General features: G+C 53.9%; 16 protein-coding genes and 1 pseudogene. 3 read left to right on the plus strand and 14 right to left on the minus strand.

From position 1 onward, the window contains the following. The first annotated feature begins 11 nt into the window (after window positions 1–11). Window positions 12–2,003 carry a hydantoinase B/oxoprolinase family protein gene (locus tag IAE30_RS21265; RefSeq protein ID WP_200680947.1) on the plus strand — a complete coding sequence of 664 codons (1,992 nt, stop codon included), beginning with the start codon at window positions 12–14 and terminating at the stop codon, window positions 2,001–2,003. A 63-nt stretch (window positions 2,004–2,066) separates the two neighbouring features. Here IAE30_RS21265 and IAE30_RS21270 read toward each other — a convergent pair whose 3' ends face one another. Together IAE30_RS21270 and IAE30_RS21275 are read right to left on the minus strand one after the other, a co-directional pair. Next, window positions 2,067–3,467 (minus strand): YfcC family protein, encoded by a 1,401-nt coding sequence (locus IAE30_RS21270; protein ID WP_200680948.1) that lies wholly within the window; start codon window positions 3,465–3,467, stop codon window positions 2,067–2,069. Continuing rightward, a complete protein-coding gene (locus tag IAE30_RS21275) occupies window positions 3,454–4,593 on the minus strand; it encodes a M20 family metallopeptidase (RefSeq protein ID WP_200680949.1) in 1,140 nt (379 codons plus the stop codon). Before IAE30_RS21275 ends, IAE30_RS21270 begins: the two co-directional genes overlap by 14 nt. Window positions 4,594–4,703: 110 nt before the next feature. Here IAE30_RS21275 and IAE30_RS21280 point away from each other — a divergent pair, with 110 nt between their 5' ends. Then, window positions 4,704–5,627 carry a LysR family transcriptional regulator gene (locus IAE30_RS21280; RefSeq protein WP_200680950.1) on the plus strand — a complete coding sequence of 308 codons (924 nt, stop codon included), beginning with the start codon at window positions 4,704–4,706 and terminating at the stop codon, window positions 5,625–5,627. Window positions 5,628–5,864: 237 nt separating this feature from the next. On the opposite strand, the gene IAE30_RS21285 is transcribed toward IAE30_RS21280, so the two are convergent. Next, the gene (locus tag IAE30_RS21285; RefSeq protein WP_200680951.1) at window positions 5,865–7,070 is read right to left on the minus strand and encodes an MFS transporter; all 1,206 of its coding nucleotides are present in this window, start codon (window positions 7,068–7,070) and stop codon (window positions 5,865–5,867) included. Between the two features lie 189 nt (window positions 7,071–7,259). On the opposite strand from IAE30_RS21285, the gene IAE30_RS21290 reads away from it, so the two are divergent. After that, window positions 7,260–7,868 (plus strand): TetR/AcrR family transcriptional regulator, encoded by a 609-nt coding sequence (locus tag IAE30_RS21290; protein ID WP_200680952.1) that lies wholly within the window; start codon window positions 7,260–7,262, stop codon window positions 7,866–7,868. Window positions 7,869–7,875: 7 nt separating this feature from the next. Here the strand turns inward: IAE30_RS21290 and IAE30_RS21295 are convergent, their stop codons facing one another. The 11 genes and pseudogenes from IAE30_RS21295 to IAE30_RS21340 form a co-directional block, all read right to left on the minus strand. Next, the gene (locus tag IAE30_RS21295) at window positions 7,876–8,325 is read right to left on the minus strand and encodes a GNAT family N-acetyltransferase (RefSeq protein ID WP_200680953.1); all 450 of its coding nucleotides are present in this window, start codon (window positions 8,323–8,325) and stop codon (window positions 7,876–7,878) included. Between the two features lie 94 nt (window positions 8,326–8,419). Further along, window positions 8,420–8,641: a hypothetical protein gene (locus IAE30_RS21300; RefSeq protein ID WP_200680954.1), complete on the minus strand. Its 222-nt coding sequence runs from the start codon at window positions 8,639–8,641 to the stop codon at window positions 8,420–8,422. Between the two features lie 226 nt (window positions 8,642–8,867). Next, window positions 8,868–9,491 (minus strand): response regulator transcription factor, encoded by a 624-nt coding sequence (locus IAE30_RS21305; RefSeq protein ID WP_200680955.1) that lies wholly within the window; start codon window positions 9,489–9,491, stop codon window positions 8,868–8,870. 142 nt (window positions 9,492–9,633) lie between these two features. After that, window positions 9,634–12,030 carry an autotransporter outer membrane beta-barrel domain-containing protein gene (locus IAE30_RS21310; protein ID WP_200680956.1) on the minus strand — a complete coding sequence of 799 codons (2,397 nt, stop codon included), beginning with the start codon at window positions 12,028–12,030 and terminating at the stop codon, window positions 9,634–9,636. Window positions 12,031–12,158: 128 nt separating this feature from the next. Next, the gene (locus tag IAE30_RS21315) at window positions 12,159–12,725 is read right to left on the minus strand and encodes a hypothetical protein (protein WP_200680957.1); all 567 of its coding nucleotides are present in this window, start codon (window positions 12,723–12,725) and stop codon (window positions 12,159–12,161) included. A 13-nt stretch (window positions 12,726–12,738) separates the two neighbouring features. Further along, window positions 12,739–15,120, minus strand: a complete 2,382-nt coding sequence (locus IAE30_RS21320; protein WP_200680958.1) for a fimbria/pilus outer membrane usher protein — start codon at window positions 15,118–15,120, stop codon at window positions 12,739–12,741. Window positions 15,121–15,158: 38 nt separating this feature from the next. Further along, window positions 15,159–15,491 (minus strand): hypothetical protein, encoded by a 333-nt coding sequence (locus IAE30_RS30110; RefSeq protein ID WP_370585630.1) that lies wholly within the window; start codon window positions 15,489–15,491, stop codon window positions 15,159–15,161. Between the two features lie 12 nt (window positions 15,492–15,503). Further along, window positions 15,504–15,907, minus strand: a pseudogene (locus tag IAE30_RS30115) (fimbria/pilus periplasmic chaperone); the annotation flags it as partial. Window positions 15,908–16,090: 183 nt separating this feature from the next. Beyond that, window positions 16,091–16,807, minus strand: coding sequence for a DUF1120 domain-containing protein (locus IAE30_RS21330; protein ID WP_200680959.1), 717 nt, complete (start codon window positions 16,805–16,807; stop codon window positions 16,091–16,093). Window positions 16,808–17,058: 251 nt separating this feature from the next. Beyond that, window positions 17,059–17,550 (minus strand): DUF1090 family protein, encoded by a 492-nt coding sequence (locus IAE30_RS21335; protein ID WP_200680960.1) that lies wholly within the window; start codon window positions 17,548–17,550, stop codon window positions 17,059–17,061. Between the two features lie 34 nt (window positions 17,551–17,584). Next, complete coding sequence (locus tag IAE30_RS21340; RefSeq protein ID WP_200680961.1) at window positions 17,585–18,283, minus strand: response regulator transcription factor; 699 nt, start codon at window positions 18,281–18,283, stop codon at window positions 17,585–17,587. Window positions 18,284–18,385: the final 102 nt, after the last annotated feature.

Genomic DNA, 18,385 nt, shown 5'->3' on the forward strand with positions numbered 1-18,385 from the left:
GGAGTCGCGATATGGCTTTTGATACTTCAGGTCTGCAGATTCTGGCTAACTACTGTGTGGCGGCAGCAGAAAGCATGGCCCATACGCTGGTGCGCACCGCGCATTCGACTTTTGTTAAAGAAACCGAAGACTTCTCCTGTGCCCTGCTCACCCCCGAAGGCCTGGCATTTGCTTCGCCGAAAACCTTAGGTGCCACCTGGTATATCGGTCTCGATTACGGACCGGTACTCGGCATGATCGAGGACTATCGACCCGGCGATGTGGCGATGACCAACGATGCTTACAGCGGTAACGTTGCAACACACAGCCCGGATATGGTGATGTGGAAACCGGTGTTCTGGCAAGGCAAGCTAGTGTGTTTTGTTGGCGGTCATATTCATAACACCGATGTGGGCGGGGCCGTGCCCGCCTCGCTGTCGCGCACGCTGACCGAGATCCATCAGGAAGGTATCCGTATCCCACCGACTAAGATCGTGCGTGAAGGCGTGCTGGATGAAGCGTTGCTCACGTTGATCAAAACCAATGTGCGTGCGCCGGAACAGAATATGGGTGACCTGCATGCGCAACTGGCGATGCTGGCCAATGGCGAAAAACGCGTGCTGGAGATGATCGCGCATTTCGGTGTGGAAGATTTTCAGCAAGGTATGGTGGCCCTGCTGGATTATGCCGCGCAGCAGGCACAACGCATCCTTGAGAGCGTGCCTGATGGCGATTACTTCTTCGCGGAATACGCTGACGAAGACAGTGTGAACGGCAAACCGATGCGCGTGGCGATGACGCTGAAAATTCGCGGCGGCCGCGCCATCCTTGATTACACCGGCAGCGATCCGCAATTGCTTTCATCCTTGAATATGCCGACCGGCGGCATGACGCGTCACGCGCTGGCGCTGGTCGGCTATCACTATGTGCTCTATACCCTGAATCCCGATATTTTGCTCAACGCGGGGCTGGATCGTGTCGTCGAATGTGTGCTGCCCGAAGGCAGCGTGATGAATGCCGTTTACCCGGCGGCCGTCGGCATGCGCAGTCTGACCTGTAAGTTAACGCATGTATTGACCTTTGGCGCATTTTCACAAGCGATCCCTGACCGTTTGCCTGCCTGCGCGGCCTGTGGATTGGCGATTCTGAACGTTAAAACCACCAACACCTCGGGCCGACCGGTGATCGCTTCCATCGGCCCGGTGGGCGGCGGTGCGGGTGGCATGCCGTTCGGTGATGGAGAAGAGGGATCGGGGGCTAACGTGGCATTTCTGCGCAATACGCCAGTGGAGATTAACGAAGCGGAAGTGCCGATTCGTATCACCCGTTACTGTCTGGTGCCCGACTCCGGTGGTGCAGGAAAGTATCGCGGTGGTTCCGGGCTAATGATGGAGTTTCAGGTGTTTGCACCTGATACCACCGTGACGGCGCGCAACCGCGATCGCACCCATTTCGCTTCCTGGGGTGTCCTTGGCGGAAAAGCGGGCAGTAATGCCATTTTTGTGAAAAACCCGCAGAGCGAAGCACCAGAAATGCTCGGCAATAGCGATGTGATCCGATGCCAGGCAGGAGATGTGATTCGATTAACCGGAGCCGGTGGAGGCGGATATGGTTCACCGCTGGAGCGAGATCCCCAGCAGGTGTTATCAGACGTGAAAAGCGGCTACGTTTCTTCGGCGCGTGCCGAGCAGGATTACGGTGTGGTGATCCGCAAGGGTGAACTGGACGTGGAAGCCACGCAAATGACACGCAATCAACGCTCTGCGACAGCCGCCAGCGCGTCACATTTTGACTTTGGCCCATGGCGTACTCGCTTTGAGCAGAGCTGGACGCCGGAGCGATATCGGGCACTGACTGATATCTTGTCTCGCGTGCCGGTCATATGGCGTTTTCATATCAAGCATCGCCTGTTTGATGCGCTTGCCGCTGCGGAAGCCAGGGGACAAACCGCTCAGGGCGGTCAGGTGATCTATCAACTCTTTGACGAATTGAGTGAGGAGTTCCGGGATTTCCTGCAAGCGTAACGAGGCCTAAAGCCGCAAAAAAAAGGGATGCTATCGTCAGCATCCCTTCTCGTTTTCACCGGGTTAGAACGGACCCCAATTGATCGCCACGCCAATCAGCAGCGTCACCACGCAAATCACAAACCAGATGGCGACGACCGGCGCCACGAATTTAAGCCACTTGCCGAACGAGATATTGGCGGTGGCCAGCGCCGCCATCAGCACGCCGGATGTCGGGCTGATGGAATTCACAATCCCTTCGCCCAGCAGCACAGTTTGCACCGTGACCTGACGCGTCAGGCCCAGGTTGTCACCCAGCGGCGAGAAAATCGGAATCAGCAGTGCCGACTCACCCGAACCGGATGAGATGCCGAAGTGCATCAGTGCGGCACTGACAAACATACCCACGGCAGCAATCGCGGGCGGCACTGGCGCCAGCAGATCTGATAAGAAGCCAACGATAGGATCGAGGATATTGCCCTGTTGCAGCACCACCGAAATCGCACCTGCCATCCCGACAATAAAGCCGCCTTTGACCAGCTGAGAGCAGCCGGACAGGAAGGTGTTAGCAATAGCAGAACCGGACAAACGACCAATCAAACCGACCATAATCGACAGGATGATAAACATCGCCGACATCTCATTGGTGGCCCAATGCAGCTGCACCGTGCCCACCATAAACAGAATCAGCGTCACCGCGCAGGTCAGCAGAATCAATTTATGACGACCGGTAATCGCCAGCGGTTCAGTGCTTTCCACCGCACTGTCCACGCGCACCTGACCATTTTTACGCATGCGCTTCACGGTAATGATCAGATAAATCGCCACCGTTAACACAAACAGCAGGTTGGTGATGCCGCGCAGTAACATGCCCGAGAACAGCGGCAACTGCGCCAGATGCTGTGTCAGACCGGTGGTTGCCGGGCCGAGAAACGCCACGTTGAACCCTGCCGCGCAGGTCAGATAGATCAGCGCCATGCCGATCACCGGCGGCAAGCCTAACGAACGCGCCACCAGCAGACCAATCGGCACAAAGGCCACCACCGAGTTTTGCACCACGCCGGTACTGCCGAGGATGGCGAAGATCAGCGCGAAAATCAGGATCAGACGGGTATCGCTGATTTTGGTGCTGCGTGACAGCGAATTCAGCGCCGTGGCAATCGCGCCGGTGGCTTCAATCACCGCCAGAAGCCCGCCGGTGAACAGAATCAGAAAAATGATCGGTGCCGCTTTGATCACGCCCTGCACGATGGCCATGAAAATCTCGCCGGGATAAACACCGGTACGCGCCACTTCATGCAAACTGCCTTTAATGGCAAAGGTCACGCCATTGCGGGTTTCGTGATCAAACTTGCCCGCCGGGATAATCCAGGTCGCGACCGCAGCCAGCACCAGAATGATAAACAGCAGCAGATAAGGGCTCTGCTCGCTCTTTTTCCCTGCGGGTTGCATCGCACTATTTTTCTCAACATTAACCTGCGACATGGTTTTCCCCCAGCATCAAACCCGCCAGCAGCGCGGTGCGTGAGGCAATATCGGCAATGATGATGTGTTCGTGACGCGCGTGAATACCTGCGCCGGTCGCACCCAGGCCATCTAAAGTTGGGATACCCAACGCCGCAGTGAAATTGCCATCACTGCCGCCGCCGACCGATTGACCTTCCACGCTGAAGCCGATCTGTTGTGCTACCGCTTGCGCACGCTGCATGATAACCCGCGACTCTGCACTCTGGCGCATCGGCGGACGTGATTGTGCGCCGGTAATCTCCAGCTTAATGCCCGGTAAGTGCGGCTGAATCTGAGTGATCTCGGCGTGAATGCGCTGCGCTTCCTCTTCGCTGGTGACGCGCGTATCGATGCCCAGTACCGCTTTATCCGCCACCACGTTGATGCGATTTCCGCCTTGCGCAATACCAACGTTGACGGTAGTGCCACGATCCGGTGCATTTAATCCATGCAGGAACAGCACCTGATGCGCCATCTCCTGCACCGCGCTGATACCTTCTTCAGGATTGTTACCCGCATGCGCGGCCTGCCCGGTGATCACGATTTGATACTGACCCGTGCCTTTGCGCGCCACCTTCAGTGCGCCGGTGCCAGCCACAGCAGGTTCCACCACCAGCACTTGCGATGATCCCAGCGCATGACGAGACAGCCATTCACTGGAGCTTGGGCTGCCCACTTCTTCGTCGCTGCCGCACAGGAAAACGATGCGTTTTCCTGCCAGCAAACCCTGTTCTTTTAATGCACGTGCCGCCCAAATCGACTGCACCAGACCGGCTTTCATGTCCAGAATGCCAGGACCGTAGAATTTGCCGTCTTCCTCGCGCATCGACAATTCGCCTTCATCCCAGACGGTATCAAAATGGCCGAGCACCACGGTTTGATCCTCGCCTGAACCCAGCGTGAATTTGAGATGGTTGCCGTAGTGTTCCTGTACATCGATTTCAGCATCAATACCCAGACGCTCAGCAAACAGGGCACGCAGCACGTCGCCACAGCGATCCACCGCTGCCTTGTTCATTGACGGTGACTCTGCTGCCACCAGGGTTTTGATATCTGAAAGAATGTCGTCTGAATGCTGTTGCAAATAACTTATTATATTTTTCATTACTTCTGTCCTCACCAAGTGAATCCCGAGTATGAGGATAAAATTGCGCTTAAAAAATGGGTATAAAACGTTATTATTGTTGACCTGAGAACAACAGATAATGAAAACCTATGGCAATGCTGCTCTATCCTGACAAGTCCATAAGATACTTGTATGAAGTCGGTGTTCATGGCGGCATTCGTCGCGCGGCGGAGGCGCTGGATGTGGATCCTGCGGCCATCAGTCGTCAACTTTCGCAGCTGGCGCGCGATATGCAATTGCCGCTGCTGGAGCGGCGCGGACGCAATGTCGTGCTGACCGAAGCGGGGAAATTACTGGCTGACGATTATGCGCAAACGCATCAGCGCAGAAGCCACCTGGAAAGACGTCTGCGTGATTTGCGCCATAAACGCGGCGGCTCGATCCGCATGCGTGTCGGCCAGGGGATGGTCGATGAGGTGGTGAAGTATGTCTTGCGGCCTTTTTCGCAAAGCTACCCTGAAGTGTTCATCGATATTTTATCCGGCGATATGCAAACCACGGTGAGCCTGATCACCCGTGGCGAAGTGGATATGGCCGTAGGCTTTGGCCCTCTTGGTCCGCCCGGCGTGAAGTGTCACAGTTATCTGCGCGGCCCCATCTGCGCCATTGTGCATCGTGATCACCCTATCGGATTGTATCAACAGGTAGAGGTCAGCGATCTTGCCGAATATCCGCTGATTGGCATGGATAAAGACTTTGGTATTCAGAGCTATATGAATGTCATGTTTAATCAGGAAGGATTGGTGTTCACGCCCGCCTACAGCTGCAACCTGTTTTCCAGTGCGATTGCGCTGAGCCAGGCGGGAATGGGCATTGCCTTTATGACGACGAAAGTGGTGGAAGACGCCCTGGCATCACGCAATCTGATCGCGGTGCCGATCAATCATCGCATCGCCCGCGAGAGTCAATGCCATCTGTTACGCAGCGCCGACCACCGCTTTACCCCAGCGGCACAGCACCTTTGGCAGCTGCTGTGCCAGTTTTTTGACGGTGGTTCACAGGTTTCATCATGACGGATTTCCTGTGCCAGGCTGCGCCTGATTTAACGCTGGCGGTGATTAACGCAGCCAACGCTAAATGGCGGTGGCCAATCAATTAACGCTGGCGACGATTAACGCAGCCAGCGCTAAATGGCGGTAACCAATTAATTAACGCTGGCGGTGATTAACGTAGCCAGCGCTAAATGGCGGTAACCAATTAATTAACGCTGGCGACGATTAACGCAGCCAGCGCTAGATGGCGGTAATCATTCAATGGCCGGTGCGAGCGCCCGCTTTAAATCCGTGCTGACTTGCTCGCCAGGCGATAACGAATGCGACGATTAGGAGTGCTATCAAAACCGGCGGAAACGACTGCGCGCCCCAGTGATTCAACAGAATGCCTCCCGTGATACCACCCGCTGCAATCGCGCCGTTCCACGCCACCACATTCATCGACAATGCGATATCAGCGCCCTCTCCAGCAGTATCCGCTAATGCCGTCTGCAACAGGGTCGCCGCCCCACCGAAGGTCAATCCCCATACGGCTACGCCGAGATACAGCACTGCTGGAATGTGGGAGAAGCCCATAAACGCCAATGCAACCAGACCGAATACCGCCAGACTCACCAACACGCTGCGGCGTAAATGGTGATCGACCAGCCGCCCGGTCACAGCAATTGCCAGCAGTGCCGACAACCCGAACACCAGCAGCACGATATCCACCTGTGAACCCAGGCCCGCCAACTGTAGAAACGGGGCGATATAGGTATAGAGAATATTGTGCGCCAGCATCCAGGCAATCACTACGCTGAGCACCGGTCTCACGCCTCGTGTGGTGAGCACCTTTAACAGCGGCATGCGTTCATGGCGCGATTGCCCCGGATAGTCAGGTACTTTGGCCAGCACCCACACCACCAACACAAGGGTCAAGGCAGAGATAATCCCAAAGGCAGTGCGCCAGCCCATCACGCCACCCAGCCAGGTGCCGAGCGGCACGCCTAATGACAAGGCAATAGGTGTGCCCACCATAGCAATCGCCATTGCTTTCCCCTGCTGGTGGATCGCCACCATCCTGCGCGCATAGCCCGCCAGTAAACTCCAGGACAATCCCGCCGCCACGCCGGCAAAGAAACGTGCCGTTAGCGTGAGCCAGTAATTTGCGGATAGCGCCGTGATGGAATTGAAAATCAGGAACCCGGCGATACCCAGCAGCAGCACGTTTCTGCGCCGCCAGCCCTGAGTTGCGATGGTCAACGGAATGGCGGCGAGCAGCGATCCCAGCGCATAAGCCGTGACCGTCTGCCCTGCCAGGGCGTTTGAAATATTCAGCCCCGCGGCCATTTGTGGCAAGAGCCCGGCGGGCAAGGTTTCAGTGATGATGCAAATAAAGCCTGTCATCGCCAGCGCCAGCAGAGCGAAAACCGGCAGCCGTTCTGTTACTGCATCTTGCCCGGAGAGTGCGAGTTCCTTTTCCATAATTCCTTCTGAAATGATTTATGTATCAATTGGTATATATTTGAGCGTAAAGCATTGCCACTTGACGTTTAAGAGAGCAACCCCGATTAATGTAACGATCGATACACTAATCAGGCAGATTCGCTTTGTCAACGATATATGTATCGTTTAGTATAGTATTCCACTGCACGCGCTAAACGGGAGGAAGTGATGGCGACGATGGGACGCCCGAGAACATTTGATCGCGACCAGGCGATCGAACAGGCGATGTATCTGTTTTGGCAGCAGGGTTACGAATCGACCTCACTTAATCAGCTCAAGGCCAGCATTAACAACGGCATCTCCGCACCGAGCTTTTACGCGGCGTTCGGTTCTAAAGAGGCACTGTTTCGTGAATGTGTGCAGCGCTATCTCGCGACCTTCGGTCAGGTGACGGAATTCCTGTGGGATACCCGCCTGACGGGGCGCGAAGCTGTGGAAACCTCGTTGCGACGCTCGGCGCAGATGCAGTGCGAGCCAGGCCATCCAACCGGATGCATGGTGGGTCTCGGTGCCATGAGCGCCACCTCTGCCGAACATGCCGCCGTGACCGAACCTTTGACTCGCTCACGCAATCGCACCCGCGCCGGAATCACCGCTGCGATACAACGCGCTGTTGCCGCGGGCGAGCTGAGGCAGGATGTTGATGTCAGCGCACTGGCGGCATCCTTCAACACTTTCATGTCTGGCTTATCGATTCAGGCGCGCGACGGCGCCAGCATTGAGGAACTGAACAAGGCGATCTCGCAGATGATGAGGATGTGGGATGCGAATAAATAGCGTCAGATCAGAGTGTTTTGCTTAAACAAACGGATTCGGTTCGCCCCACATAAGGGCCGTAGTTTTCTATCTGTTCAAAGCCGTGTTTGAGATAAAACGCCACGGCACGCGTGTTGATGGCGCGCGTTGAGAGCCGAATGTCTTTATAGCCCGCTTTTGCCGCCCACTCTTGCAGATAATCCAACAGCGTCGCCCCCACGTCGGATACGCTGCGATCCGAATACATGCGTTTCAGTTCTGCGACGTCATCCGACAGCGGCCGCAGTGAAGCACATCCTAACGCTCTGCCCTGTTGGTCTTTTGCTAACACCCAGATGGATCGCTTTGCATCGATCGCTTCAGCGCTAAAGTGGCTTTTGCCGTTGTTTCCGGTAATCGCCGCCAACTCGGTAGAGAGCTGTTCAATCAGACGTTGAGATTCAGGAGCAAAAGGATCGGCGGGTTCGATAGTGATCATGATGGGCTATCTTCCTGATAGGCGGGCGATGACGCTCATCGCCTCCGGTAAAAACTGCACTTAGCACGTTAAACCGAAAGCGCATCTCTGCCTATTACTTTTGCTGCTGCTGTTTGGCTGCAGCTTCTTTTTGCTGCTTACTGGCCATGTGATGGCCCACAATACAGCCCCCAACCGCACCCATCACGGCATGGTGCGCAACATGCCCCGCTGCGGCACCAATTATCGCGCCTTTCAGGCATCCTTGTGCTTCAGCCTGAGCGCTGACGGCTAAAAACAGGCCTAAAGTGATCATCAGTTTTGACAGATTTTTCATACAACTGTGGTTCCGAAAAGGGATGAAGCTGAGTACGTTACCGATAAATCTGTTGGAATTCGTGCACTATTCGCTAAGGCGCAGCACTGATTGAGGGCTGTTGATGAATAGTTGTTGATTGGGTGCTGCAATGGGGTTTCGTCAATCACCCCTTCATCAACCACACAGGGTACATCGCCATGCTGTTAAATGCCGGGAAGGACTTTAATTAAGACTGAGAGTGATGCTACAGCAGATGATAGCGCCGCGCGAAGTCAATGAGTTCCACGGCTGAGCTGATGTTCAGCTTTAATTTGAGGCGATGTTTATAGGTGCTGATGGTTTTTTCACTGAGCGACAGTTGCGCGCCAATTTGTTTATTGCCCAGGCCTTTTGCCAGCAAAATCAACACCGTCATTTCACGTGCTGAGAGCATGCGTAAGCGTTGCTCATCACTGGCACCATAGCGACGATGGGCTGCCGTTGGAAAATCCTGCGCAGGGGCGAAACTGTAGCCACGCATCACCATGCGTACCGCCTCTTTGAATTCGCTGAGTTGATCGGAGGCGATGACATAGCCATTGGCGCCCGCGTCCAGACAACGCTGCGCGAAATGCCCACTCTGTGGTGCCGCTATCACCAAAATTTTCATGGCATCACTGAGTGTGCGAAATGTGGACAGCAGGGTCAATCCTTCAATGTTGTTGATAAGATTGACCACCAGCAAGTCCGGACACAGTTGTTGAACCTGATCCAGCGCTCCAACAGCAGGCAAGCGTTCAGCCAGGACGATGATGCCGCTGTTTTTCAGCGCCATCACGCACTCGCGGCAGTGACCTGGATGATCATCGATGATAATGGCGGTTTTCATGGCGTTCTGATGTTCCTTTCAGAGGGTAATTAAACGTCCTTGCATGCTTATCACCTTAGCCCGCGGACACAGTATCGGCTGTAGGAGAGTGCTTATCTGTTGCGCAAAAATCCGGCGACAGGGCGCCGCCGGATATCCATGATTACCAGCTCCAGCGCACACCGAAAGCCGCATTCCATGGACTGCTGATGTGCCGTCCTTTGCTGGTTGCAGCTTCCGTATAAAGCTGTAGATCCGGTTGAAGCTGAGCAGACATCCCCAATGTCATTTCTGCACGCGTACCGGCCAGATCATTGTTGAAACGCTGATCGTTAAGGGTCATACGGTTGTTGTTTTCCAGCTCCTGAATCGCCGATAACCGCACCCACGGCGTTAGCTGCGCCCCCTGAGATAAGGTGAGTGATTTGCCCACGACGCCATGCAGCGCAACCTGTTGCGAGCGTGCCGAACCGCTACGGGCCGCCAGGCCATTATCGAAGCGGAAACTGTCACTCTTCGCCCACAGCGTACTCAACTGCGCCGACGGCTCAACAAACCAGCCATCCTCAAGTTGCAGTTTACGTCCCGCCTCAAAGGAAAGACCCAGTGCGGGCACACTAAACCCACCTTTGCTGCGTTCACCATCCGACATTACGGCATTGGCGCGGGCGTTATAGTTGTTCAACTTCAGCACGCTGTCGGTAAACCAGCCATCCTGATGCAGCCAACTGCTGTAAGCACCAAGATAGAAACTGTTGATGCTACCGGTGCTGCCACCTTTGAAATCCAGGTCGCTGTTGCTCATACCGCTGAACAATCCGTTGATCACCTGACCGGATTCCACCGCACGCGCGCTATCCACGCCAAGAGTCACACTCTGTTGATTTTGCTGATACGCAACACCGGCCTGATTATCAACCCGCGTTTTGCTGCCACGGGTTTGAACCCATGCTCCGCCCTCACCGTTCCCTTCACGCACTTCACCCAGACGGCTGCGTAAGGTGCTGAGTTCGCTGTACCACGCGGTGGGAATGGCGTTCACCAGCCCCAGGGCGCTGGCGGCGGTAGGTGATGGCAACAAGGTTCCCCCACTGTTGGTCTTCGCCGCTAACACCCAGTTATTACCGCTTTTTTGCAAGCCGTAACTGTATGCCCCGGCGTCCACTGCACCTCCGGCAAGTCTGAAGACGCCCGCGCCACCGCCACTGGTCACCAGTGTTACGATGCCATCTGGCGCACTAGGTTCTGCACCGCTGTTCTTCACCGACAGTAAATGTGAGCCACTGATATCACCGCTGACATCAATACGATCGGCACTTAGCGCAGCAATATCGCTATTCATCAAGAAACTGCCGTTACCGCCTAGCGTGCTTAACGCGAGCGTTTTAAAGCCGGATGACGCGTCAGTAAAGGTGACGGTGCCGTCATTGTTCAGCTGATTGAGTGACGAGTCGCCATTGAGCGACCAGCTACTGCTGCCATCAATGCTGAAGCTGTCTAAACCGGTCACCGCCCCCGCCAGTGAGGAACCCCCGTTCAATGCCAGCGCGATGCGGCTGGTGGTGTCAGTGCGGACGTTGCCGGTGAGCACCGAGCCATGGCTGGCGGTGACTGCGGCTAAAGCATTGCTGTTGCCCTGTAATACATTGCCACTGCTGCTTACCTGGGTGTTGCCCAGCGTGATATCGCTGACAATACCGTTGATACCCGACGTCACCAGCAAACCGAAACCGCCACTGCCGTTGGCACTGAGTTGACTGTTACTCAGGTTCAGGTTGCCCTCACGGACCCAGCCCGCCGCCGCGTTACTCCCTCGGGTGGTCACGGTTAGCTCATCGCCATTAATCGTTGAACCGGGGTAGGCCAGCAGTCCGGCCGCGCTATCTCCTGAAGTGTTAATCACGGTGTCCGCTAATGAGATCACCCCACCGCGCGCGGCAAATACACCGATGCCACTGGTGCCTTGCGTGGTGATGGTATTGCCACTGCCACTGAGTTCATTCTCGCTGTAGATCCCGTAGCTGCCGCTGCCTGATGTGCTCAGCACGCTGTCATTGACAGTGGCTTTGCCGTACTGCGCGTTGAGGGCATGGGCGACCGCCCCCTCCGTGGTGATGGTGCTATCGCTGAGGGACAGGGTGGTATCTGCTTGTGCTAACCAGATGCCATCTCCGTAGGTGCCATGGGTCGTGATTAGGCTATGGCTGACCTTCGCATTGGAGTAATTGTTCACATTTATGCCTTTGCCTCCTTCGCTCAGCAATTCCACGTTATCCAGCACCGCATCGCCATCCAGCAAATAAATCGCATCACCTTGCTCGGCGCTGACCATGCTGTTGCTGAGCGTGATGCTGCCATGCGCACTGTGTGCGGGATTGTAAATTTCAATACCGCGCACAGTGCCCGTTGCGGTGATGGCAATGTCGGAAAAGGTGAGATCTTCCGCCCCCATCATGATGGGCGGTTGATCGGTGAGTGTCGCAAGGGTCACAACAGACCACGAGCCTGCGGTAAGGGCTAACAAACAGTGGGTGGAGAGTAACGTACGTTTAAATGCCATAATCGCTTCCTTTTTTCATGGCGTGGTGGGTGAACAGCGCGCAGCAGAACGCCGCTCGCGGGAGTCATTCCCCCAAGCGGTGTGCTGGTTAATAGAGTTAGTTGATCATGCTTAGGATAAAAGTGGCTTCACTGAATCACATCTAACGCGAAGCTGCTGCTGAACTGGGTTGAGCGGCTCACCGTTGCCGCATCCATACTCAATTCAGGTTCGAGCTCCAGCCTGGCGGTGAAACTTTTACCGCTGAGGGGTAAGCCATTACCACTTGCTTCAAAGCGGGTATTAGCCTTGAGTTGCAACGAAGAAGCTACGGCTTTATCGCCCGCCGTGATATCCCGCAGTTGAACGGCCTGGCCGTCTAACTGCGCATCAGAAAGACGCACTTTAAGACGACCGTTATCGCCATAACGCAAGCTGCCATCTGCTGCACGATCACCTTGCAGCGCCAGCTTAATCGGCTGGGCAAACGGGCAGACCACGCTCAGCGTCATGATGCGTTTACCCGGCGTATAGGTGGCACCGTTCCACTCCATCTGACCGCGCGACTGCCGGCCATAATCCACCGTGCTATTCCCGACGGAGACCGAACAACGGGGATCCACAGGTACCAGAGGTGGTGGAACTTCCGACGTGCTGGCGCGCAGCGGATTGATCATCAGCAGACTTAGCGCTAGCAGTGACAGTAAATTTTTCATTTCATCTCTCCGATTAGCGACAGATCGCGTTGGCAGTTTCAAACAGTTCATTCGCGGCGGCCTGTTCAGGCAGATCCAGGCGGAAACTGCAGACGGTCTTGCCAGAACTCTGCACCTCCATCTTGCCGGCGTTATCAGCATCGGTAATAAAGGCACGTCCCTTCTCGTCCACCACCGTGATAAATTGCCCTTCCTGGTTGAACACCGACGCGCTGTAAGGCACGGGTTTGCCGTTCACATCGGTGAGCGTGGCGAGCACGCGGCGGTTACGTATCACTTCAAAGTTGAGGTGGCTGACCGCACCCCGCGCGGCTTCGGTTTCCGCCCAGCCGTTGGCAATATCGACGTTCTTCGGCAAGGTGCGGGTATCGACCCGTATGGTCGACTTCTGGAAACCGCTGACGGACGGAATCACGGCATAACCCCGTTTATCGGTCCATGTCGGGCCCCCTGGGGTCTCCAGACGCACGCCTTTCTCTTTGCCTACTTTGGCGATGGCAAAGGTATCAGTGACTTTGTAAGCAGAAGGCGTAATGCCACCGCCATGTGCTACCAGCGAACCGCTGGCGCGGGTGTAATAGCTGGTGTAATGGTCACTGTCGGTACTGACGCTGCCGGAAAGTTGGCTGAGCGGCGTCACCATATCGATACTGGCGGTACCCGAATTACGCTGGCTGCGGAAGTCACGATCCGTCGCCAACGACCAACCGCGATCCTGACTGGTGCGATTGTCGTAGCGCACGCCGCCGCGCATACTGTGCTTGCTGGTGCTGAGATAACTGCTGGTGCTCTGCCCCTGACCAAAGGGAATGCTAACTGATAGATACGCACGCGTATCGCCGTCACGATGGCGACCGCCGCTGTCTTTCTCCACGCTCAAACCGACGTAGCTGCGACCAAAAGATTTGCTCCAGCTACCGCGCAGATAAGTAATGGCGTCGCCATCAAAGGTGCTGCCACGTGCCCAGGAAACACTCAGACTACCGAGCATCTCGTGCGACCAGCCTAACCCCAGACCCAGCTGATCGCGGCTGCGCACTGAGGCGTCCTGTTTCTCACGCATCAGCGCATCGCTCAGTTCACGGTAGCCGTAGGTCTGGCGCGAATAGTTAATACTGCCTGAGATTTTTTCCGTGATGGGCTTGCTGAAGCTGGCGGTGGCCTGCACGCCTTTGCTGGCGTGGCGGTTATCCTGTGCACCAGTCAATTGCAAATTGAGCATGCTCTGTTTCCACAACTGTGCGTCGAGACTGGCAGCAAGCGCGCGCCAGGGATCAGAGCCAAACACACCACCGTTCAGCGCGGTGCCAGGAGTCAATACCCAACCGGTAGACAGTGTCGCAACCATCGGTGCTTCGCCACTGCCCTGCTGATCCATCTTACCGACACCAAACGACAGCCCCGGCGCTACCGCACTGCCATTCAGCAACAGGGCTGACGCAGGCACAATAAACTGGCGCTTGCTACCGTCGCTACTGGTCAGGGTCACTTCCAGATCGGTACGGGTATTCAGCAGCGGGAAACCCTGCAAGCGAAACGGGCCCGCAGGCACCGTCGTGCTATACAGCAACGCGCCAGACTGACGGACTTCCACCACCGACTGGCTATCGGCAATGCCTTCCACCAATCCGGGGCCACCGCGATCGCCCATCAGCGCATGCTCTGGAAACATCTGCACGCCCAGCACCTGTCCGGCACCAAACATCGAGTTGCCGAGGCTAATTTGTCCGGCCTGCATGACCTTTTTCAGTCCGGCAAAGGTGCGCTGGGCATAGGCCGCTTGATGGCGGAAATCGTCCACACCATTAAAACGACTGAAAGTCTGGCGGCTGCGGAAAATCCAATCACCCGCATTAAATCCGGCTTCAGTACCGAGTTGCATAAATTCCAGCCCGGCCATGGCACCGGTTGAACCACTGTATTGCGCATCGTAGTTCAGCAAACCCGCCGTGCCGCCGTGCTGCCAGTTATTGGTTTCTGCTACCGGGTTAATAGCATCTTGCGGGATCACCAGTTCAACCCGCGATTCGCTGGAATCCAGATTCCATTCAGCTTGCGGCCAGGTGTTTTTCAGATCGAAGCACTGCTCTTCGGGCTTTATTCCCGAAGGCAATTTCAAGCCTGCCGCTTTTATTAGTTCCACATTCACACACGGCTGACCTTTATCATCGAATTGCATGGCGTGGCGTCCACGCTTTTCACCGTTTACCTTAAGTTCAACCGTGCTGCTGCCGGGCATAAAGCGCGGCGCTGAGGAAAACTCGGTTGCCAGTGAGGCAGGCAAACCTATGGCTTTTATTGACTCGATGTCGAATACGGTGACTTCTTCCGCCCCAACGGCTGGACTGAGCGCACCACACAGCACAGTGAGAACGGCGAGCGCCGTGCGCGACATCTTGATTGTTTCAACTTTACGGGACGGATACATCTCTGTTATTTCACCAGCTGCGCGTCATATGGCTTATCGCTGAAACCCCATACGTTGGTTGGGATAATGCGCACGCTGCTGGCTGCACCGCCTTTTTTTTCTTTATCCAGGGTAAAGCTGGCCGACTTGCCCGGCAGGATATAAGTCAGCGGCATGGTCCAGGTGCTGTTATCCGGCAGCGTGGTAACCTGCGGGCTGAAACGCACCACATAAGGTGAATCGTTAATGGCTGTCAGCTGGTCACCCGACTGTTTCCACGTCAGGCGCTTCCACGGCGCGTCATCTTTTGCCAGACCAGCCGGACGAATCAGCACCGGCAGGTTTTGACGGATCGACACGCGCACCCGGTTTTCGCCTCTATTCTGTGGCGGAATACCTTCAAAAGTGACGCGACCGAGATGCTCTGTTTTCAGCGGCGTTTTTCCGTCATGATAAAACGCACCAACTGCTTTTTACCGGCTTCGACACGGGCAGCAGGTGGTGTCACTGACAACAAGTTAGTGATATTGTCGTTTTCGATATTTTGTAGGTCAGTCACCAGCAATAATGGAGTGCTGTCTGTGTTCAGCACACTAATGGATGATTCACCTTCGGCCTGATCAATAATCGCAACTGGCAATTCAGGCACCATACCGCTTGCAAGTACAGAAGAAGTGCTAATAAAAAGGGCTAACGCCCCTAAATAAAAAATAAATGACACTTTCATATTTAGCTCCGATGGTTTAGCAAAAAAATGAGACAAAGAGCCATACATTCTACATTTGAATATAAAATTACACCCTCTATATTTAACCTAATAAATTATGGATGCTTTATGCTTTTCAAGAAAAAGTAAAACTTTAGATGGCTGTAATAAAGTGCTTATGAAATGAGACCAATTTAAGATGCAACAGAAAGCCCCAAACAGTACTGGGGCTAATTTAAGAGTGAAATGGAATTATGGTATATAAACCAATTCCAGAGTGGTTAAACCATCTAAGTTAACTATATTGGTAAGGTCCAGATTTTTACGATCATTGATAAATGCTTGAACATCAAATTTACCAGTCAATGTAGTAAACGCTACAGGTGAAGTTTGACCTTTCGCGGCGACTGAATAATATCGAGCGGTAGAGATTCCTCCGAACATATCGGTTTCTTTACCAGCAGCAGCCCAAGTGCTGCCGGAGTTTCTGCTAAGAAGAGTGTCAACAGCAGTTGAATCCGCCTGTAATGAAGCAGAATTAATACGCACGACATATCCTCCAATCTTTGCTTTATCCTGCATTCCCAAACCTGCAACACGATTAAGACCCGAAACTCCTAAAAGAGTAATACCCGTTATATCTGCACCGCCACCACTAAAAACATCTCTGCCAGAAGGAGATGTATCTGGTCTTTTGTTAAGTGCTTTAATAGCAACTTTACTTGCAGCGGTGCAATTAATAGTAAAGTTGATATCATTGGCTGGAAGCGCAGTATATCCAGTTGCATTTAGCACGGATGGGCTCATTGTTCCATAATCAATTGTGCCGCCACCGGCAAGTGTTGGGGTGCATGTGCCGGGTTCAATGCTGCCAATTACTTTAATGTCAGCCGTAGATGCAGCATGTACATTCAGTGCAGTGGTGGCAATTATGGCCAGAGCCAGCAGGGATTTTTGCATCATTTTCATTATTTAATTTCTCATCATTGAGTTTATCGAATATTACCGTGCTGTCCGTTTCAGAGAAGTTCTGTCACGCTGATGCAGCGGCTTGGTGGCTATTATGGGTTATCGTATGGCTGAAAAATATCAGTGAAGGATTAGCAGGCTGTCAGTAAATACTGACAATTAAAGCTATGGGCAGGATTAAAATAAAAACGCCCCGGGTAGTCCGGGGCAAAGTCTGAAAATAAGCGGGGTTACCGCGATACAGAAAACAATCAGCGTCCTAGCGCCACAAGCTCTGAGTTCACCTCGGCACGCTTTTGTTGTGCTTCGAGTAATTCGTCATTTTTATGGCTGAGCTTGCGTTGTAATTTATTGATCTTTTTTGTGTCCTCTTTGGCGCGGGCCAGGTCAATTTCCTGCTGAATCTCTTTGATTGACTGCTGCTTTTCACTAATTTTATCGTCAAGTTGCACCAGCTCATGGCGGGTATTCGCCAGCGTTCCGGCATGCGTGCAGTGCGCATTCAATTCGTCCAGCGCCTTGCGCAACCCAGCCTCTTTTTGTACGTGCTGATGCTGCTCGGCCAACTGTAACGCCTGAGTCATCTCCGTACGACGGACTTCACAGCTTTTCTCCGCATAAGCGGGTACCGCAGCCATCATCACCAGCGTGAATAAACTGGCTGTCCGAATCTTAATATTGATGCGCGCTGAAAGGGGTAATGTGTTCATAAGGTGTATTCTTCCTGATTGACGTAAAGCCATTCAGCCTCAGCTGAATGGCATGAAAAAGTGAATATTAGAAAAGATGGTCGCGATATTTGAACAATTCTAAATCAGTACTCAGCCCCAGTTTTTTCATCCCTGATTGTTTGTGTCCGCTAATGGTTTTACGGCTGCGTTTTAATTTCTCGGCGATCTCAATTACCTGCATGCCATCAAGGAAACAGCGAATCACTTCGGCTTCTCGCGGCGATAACAGCGTATCCAGGCGAGAAAGTTTCTCGCCGTTGGCGTGATACAGCGGTCCATCTAATACCGCACCATCTCGCTTCCGCACTGGTATTTTGCTTAATTCACTTTCAATGTTATCGGGAATAAAGCGCAGCCCGCTGTTAATCACGCGAATAGCTTCAAAATACGCCTGCGCCTCTTCGCGTTTAGAAATATAGCCCTTGATTCCACTCATAAAGGCGGCACGTATTACTGCCAGGCTCTCCATGGATGACGAGAGTAAAATTTTTAGTTTTGGATGGCGTGATAAAATCTGTTTGATCAACGACAAGCCGTCCAGCTCATCGCCGCCCAAGATATAATCCAATACCAGTACATCAGCAGTGTTCTTTTGCAACCATGTTAAGAGTTCTTGGCTATGGGAAAAACTGCCGCTGACCTGCATATCGGGATGGTGGCTGGCCGCCATTTCCAGTGATAATCGAATCATCGGGTGGTCATCCAGTAATACCACCTTTATTTTTTCACCCGCGTAACGAATCATCTATTTCAACCTCATCAGTCAGCCAGAATAAACACCAAAATACGTTTTATTGCGCGCAGATCGTAACGCAAGGTGAGACCATTCTGAGTCAACAGTTACTGA

Origin of the sequence: Pantoea sp. S61 (genome assembly GCF_016625145.1) — a bacterium.
Lineage (GTDB): Bacteria > Pseudomonadota > Gammaproteobacteria > Enterobacterales > Enterobacteriaceae > Pantoea > Pantoea rwandensis_B.